This window comes from Nocardia asiatica NBRC 100129 (assembly GCF_000308415.1).
GTDB classification, from domain to species: Bacteria; Actinomycetota; Actinomycetes; order Mycobacteriales; family Mycobacteriaceae; genus Nocardia; species Nocardia asiatica.
This window is the reverse complement of the sequence record NZ_BAFS01000457.1, coordinates 1-4,707: the sequence shown is the minus strand read 5'-3', so window position 1 is coordinate 4,707 and position 4,707 is coordinate 1. Positions and strand designations below refer to the sequence as shown.

Annotated in this window: 4 protein-coding genes and 1 tRNA gene; 4 read left to right on the top strand and 1 reads right to left on the bottom strand. The window is 67.7% G+C overall.

The features are described 5' to 3' along the window. The first annotated feature begins 232 nt into the window (after positions 1–232). Positions 233–1,618: a hypothetical protein gene (locus ON27_RS34935; RefSeq protein WP_043737434.1), complete on the top strand. Its 1,386-nt coding sequence runs from the start codon at positions 233–235 to the stop codon at positions 1,616–1,618. Between the two features lie 241 nt (positions 1,619–1,859). Here ON27_RS34935 and ON27_RS34930 read toward each other — a convergent pair. Then, positions 1,860–1,942 (bottom strand) — tRNA-Leu (locus tag ON27_RS34930). Positions 1,943–2,167: 225 nt separating this feature from the next. On the opposite strand from ON27_RS34930, the gene ON27_RS34925 reads away from it, so the two are divergent. The 3 genes from ON27_RS34925 to ON27_RS34915 all read left to right on the top strand — a co-directional run. Beyond that, complete coding sequence (locus ON27_RS34925) at positions 2,168–3,562, top strand: FHA domain-containing protein (protein ID WP_043737431.1); 1,395 nt, start codon at positions 2,168–2,170, stop codon at positions 3,560–3,562. 205 nt (positions 3,563–3,767) lie between these two features. Then, complete coding sequence (locus ON27_RS34920) at positions 3,768–4,235, top strand: FHA domain-containing protein FhaB/FipA (RefSeq protein WP_014980860.1); 468 nt, start codon at positions 3,768–3,770, stop codon at positions 4,233–4,235. Beyond that, positions 4,232–4,707, top strand: a 476-nt coding sequence (locus tag ON27_RS34915) for a PP2C family protein-serine/threonine phosphatase (RefSeq protein WP_043737429.1), incomplete at its 3' end; no start/stop codon positions are given. The genes ON27_RS34920 and ON27_RS34915, both read left to right, overlap by 4 nt.

The following is a 4,707-nucleotide window of genomic DNA, read 5'->3' as shown; positions in this document are numbered from 1 at the left end:
TCACCCACCCGGAGTTCTCGCCTGCCTTGTGGGCCCTGCCGGGGGCCGCTCGATTCTCGGACTGAGCGAGCGCGCCCCGAGGCTTCCCACCCAGCGCATCGTGGACCGTGGAACCAGCACTGCGGCCGGAGAAGGGAAGGCGGGATTCCATAGCGGCGGCAAACGTGCGAAACCTGCTAGAACATTCCGTCATAGTTCATCGGGCGTTCGATATGCCCGAGAAGGAGGAGAGTTGGCGGACCAAGCGAGCGAACTGACCGCTGATCACCCTCTCGCCCGCGCCTTGGCGGCGAACGGGCCCGCGGGCTGGCAGCGCGTGGACGCGGCTTTCGCGGTCACCGTGGCGGGTGAGATCTGCCACGTCGTGTACTCGGTCGGAGCAGCAGTCGTGGCGGTCGACCTGCCGGAGTCCGTGATCGCCCTCATCCGTGAGCTGCGCGCCGCGGCGGCGCGAACCAGTTCCGGGCCGTGGTGGCGATTGCTGGTGACGATGGCCGGCTCCGCCGAGATCGAGGTCGCGTACGACTACGGCGAGGAACCCTTCCCGGACGGCCAGCTGTTCGTCCCGGAGGCATACCGCGCCGACCTCGAGGCGTACCCGCGCCAAAAGCTGCCGGTCTGGCTGGCCGCGTATATCGGTCATGGCGATCGGCAGCGGCGGACCCCGCAGCAGGCCGCCGCGCAGGCTCGTAAGGACCGGGCCGACAAGGTCTGGGCCGTGCTCGCCGAGAACGAATTCCCGCCGTTCCCGCAGATGTGGGCCCGGTGGTCGACGATCGCGGCGGCTTTCGTGGCCGTGCGGTCGGAATGGGGTCCGCGAATGCTGCCCTGGGTGGGGATCTTCGAGGGCACCGCGCGCGGCGGGTCGACGTTGCACGCGCTTCCAGCCGGGCGGGCGGTGCTGTCCGGTGGCGTCTGGAACGCACCCACCTTGGACGCTGTCTACAACGCGGGCGCACCGATGCCGGAGCTGTACGGCGGCGCGCCGGAATGGGTGGCGGACCCGGTGTTGAACCCGCGGGCGGCATCGGGGCTGCTGTCGTTCTGTTACTGGTGGGAAGCGGGGCGGTGGTACCGGGGGCAGTCCCCGTCCGCACAAGAGTGCGCGCCCGCGGTGCCCGGCATGTGGACACGCGAGACGGCGATGAGGGTCGTGGCGGGAGCGCTCCCGGACAGCTTGGGCAACGACGCGCCGGAAGCGATAGAAGCGTTGTTGTCCGCCGCCGAGGCGGGAAGGGTGACGCGAGCGGCGCTGGTCGCCGTCTTCGGCGATGACGGCCGCTGTGACATCGACGGCGCGCTCTATCAATTCTCGGTGGCCGGACTGCTGTCCACGATGCCCGAGCCGCTGCCCGCCGAGCAGGCGATCAGCCGGGTGCGGGACTACATCACCGGACGGCAGTTGGACACGACCGGCTATCCGCTGTCCCAGCTGACCGCCGAGCGCCTTCGCTTCGGCTGGCGAGTGCACGTGCCCGCGGACGCGCGTTCCCGCCGGGTGATCTTCTATATCGCCGACGACGGCGAGTTCGCGCCCTCCTCGTCCGCGATGGATCAGGCGGAATTCGTCGCCGCGTTCGAACAGCGCTTCCTCGACCGTCACGGTTCGGTGTCCTGAGTCGCCGAACCTTTCCTGACGGTTCGCCGAAACGCTCGGGCCGGAAATGGCTCGAACAGGCGGTTCGCATCTTCTGGGACGCCACTCCGGGCACAGCACCGGATCGAGGACCAGCTCGCTGAAGGCGGCCGGGCGTCGCGGGGCGCACCGCCTACGGGCGCCGCACGAGCAGGTTCCCATCCCAAGTCACAACAGGAAAGCCGCGTGCCAGTAGAATCTGACACGCGGCTTCCGCGATCTGTGGGCGAAGGGGGACTTGAACCCCCACGTCCCGAAGGACACTGGCACCTGAAGCCAGCGCGTCTGCCATTCCGCCACTCGCCCGAGCGACTGGGAGACAGTATCACGGCCTCGCGTCGGATACGAAATCGCCATTTCAGAGGCCCGAGCGGGGGGTTGGACAGGCCCGGGAACCCAGGGCCGTCGCCAAGAGTTACAGGTGTGGACGATCGTGGATATCATGCAATGAACGTGGTCGATAAACGACACGCCATACACGCGTGTCGTTGTTACGAATCAGGAAGAGACGCTCACCGAAGGGAGGCCGAGATGGGCATCGTTTCGCGATTCGAGCGTCGTCTGCAAGGCGCCGTCGGTGACGTGTTCGCCAGAGTATTCGGCGGCAGTGTCGTACCCCAGGAGGTGGAGGCGGCGCTGCAACGCGAGGCCGCCGATCATGTCCAGGACCTTGGCGGCGGGCATCTGCTGGCACCCAACAGCTATGTGATCACGATCAACACTTCCGATCATCAGCAGCTGGATGCCGACCACGACCTCACCACCCGCGCGTTCGCCAAACATCTACAGGACTACATCCGCGAGCAAGGCTGGCAGACCTACGGCGAAGTACACGTGGCGTTCGAGGCATCACCTACGCTGCACACCGGACAGTTCAGGGCGAGTGGCCGCGTCGATCCCGACGTCGGACACAGAGCCAGCGCGGCTCGCGGCCCCGAATCACCGCCACAACGACCTGCAAACCCGCAACCAGGAGCTGGCCCCATGACGCAGAACTCAGGCTACGACCCGAGCCGTGAGCCCGCGGAGTCCGATCCACGCAACCGCGGGTACGCTCCACCGCCTGCCGGTCGCGGCGGTGCGCAGAACGGCGCGTACCGCGACGATTACGGCCGCGGCGGGGCGTACGGGGCGGATTACCAGGCTCCGGACGCGCAGCAGGGTTACGGCGACTACCAGAACGGCTACGACTACCAGCAGGGCGGCCAGGGCTACGGCCAGCAGGGTTACGCCGACTCCGGCTACGGCCAGCAGCCCGGCTACGGCGAGCCGGGCTACGGGCAGCAGCCCGGCTACGGTGAGCGCGGCTATGGCCAGCAAGGCTACGGCGACTCGGGTTACGGCCAGCAGGGCTACGCCGACCAAGGCTACGGCCAGCAGGGCTACGGCGAGTCCGGTTACGGCCAGCAGGGCTACGCCGACCAAGGCTACGGGCAGCCGGCCTACGGTCAGCCCGGATACGGGCAGTCGGGCTACACCGATCCGAACTACGGCGATCAGAACTACGCCGACCAGGGCGGCTACGCCCAGGAAGACCAGGGCGGCTACGGCCAGGCGTACTCCCAGCAACCGGGGTACGGCGCGCCGCAGGGCTACGCGGGCGGGCAGGGCTACGGCGCCGCGCCGCAGGCCGGTTCGGGCTATTCGGCGACCCTCCAGCTGGACGACGGCAGCGGCCGGACTTACCAGCTGCGGGAAGGCAGCAACATCATCGGCCGCGGCCAGGACGCGCACTTCCGGCTGCCCGACACGGGTGTGTCGCGCAGGCACATCGAGGTGCGCTGGGACGGCCAGACCGCGATGTTGTCCGACCTCGGCTCCACCAACGGCACCCTGGTGAACGGCTCCCCGGTGCAGGATTGGCAACTCGCCGACGGCGATGTCATCCGTGCCGGGCACTCCGAGATCCTGATCCGTATCGTCTGATCCCGTAAGCTCGCGGTGCAGGTCACGACATGGCTCTCGAGGGATTCGTCGGTCTTATCGTGATCGAAATCGACCGACGGCCCTATGATGCTGCCAACACACGCGCGGCGTCGACACCGGGGCCGGCAAGACCAGCAGGCTGGTGGGGGTGGTCGAACCGCACCTACGGCACCGACGTACACGGTCGAACAGGAGGTGGAGCGCCGTGCAGGGACTCATCCTGCAATTGACCCGTGCGGGGTTCCTGCTGCTGTTGTGGTTGTTCGTGTGGGCTGTGCTGCGCACGTTGCGCAGCGACATCTACGCGGCATCCGGCATTCGGATTCAGCCCAGGGCCGCACGCGGTTCCGCGGTGCTGCCTTCCTTCAGCCGGGGCCAGAAGGGCGCCAAATTTCTTGTGGTGACTCAGGGTTCACTCGCCGGCACCCGCATCTCGCTCGGCACCCAACCGGTGCTGATCGGGCGTGCGGACGATTCCACGCTGGTACTCACCGATGATTACGCCTCGACCAGGCATGCGCGACTCTCGCCGCGCGGTGACGACTGGTACGTCGAGGACCTCGGCTCGACGAACGGCACGTACCTCGATCGCGCGAAAGTCACCACCGCGGTCCGAGTTCCGCTCGGCACGCCCGTTCGTGTCGGCAAGACAGTGATCGAGCTGCGATCGTGACACTTGTTCTCCGCTACGCAGCGCGCAGCGACCGCGGTCTCGTCCGAGGCAACAACGAAGACTCCGTGTACGCGGGCGCCCGGCTGCTCGCACTCGCCGACGGCATGGGTGGTCATGCCGCGGGAGAAGTCGCGTCCCAGTTGATGATCGCCGCGCTCGCCCATCTCGATGACGACGAACCCGGCGACGATCTGCTCGGCAAGCTCGACGCGGCGACCCGAGAAGGCAACGCGGCCATCGCCGATCAGGTCGAGGAGGAGCCCGAGCTCGACGGCATGGGCACCACGCTCACCGCAATCCTGTTCGCGGGCAAGAAACTCGGCCTCGTGCACATCGGCGACTCGCGCGCCTATCTGCTGCGCGGCGGCGAGCTCACCCAGATCACCCGGGACGACACGTTCGTGCAGTCGCTGGTCGATGAGGGCAGGATCACACCGGAGCAGGCGCACACGCATCCGCAGCGTTCGCTGAT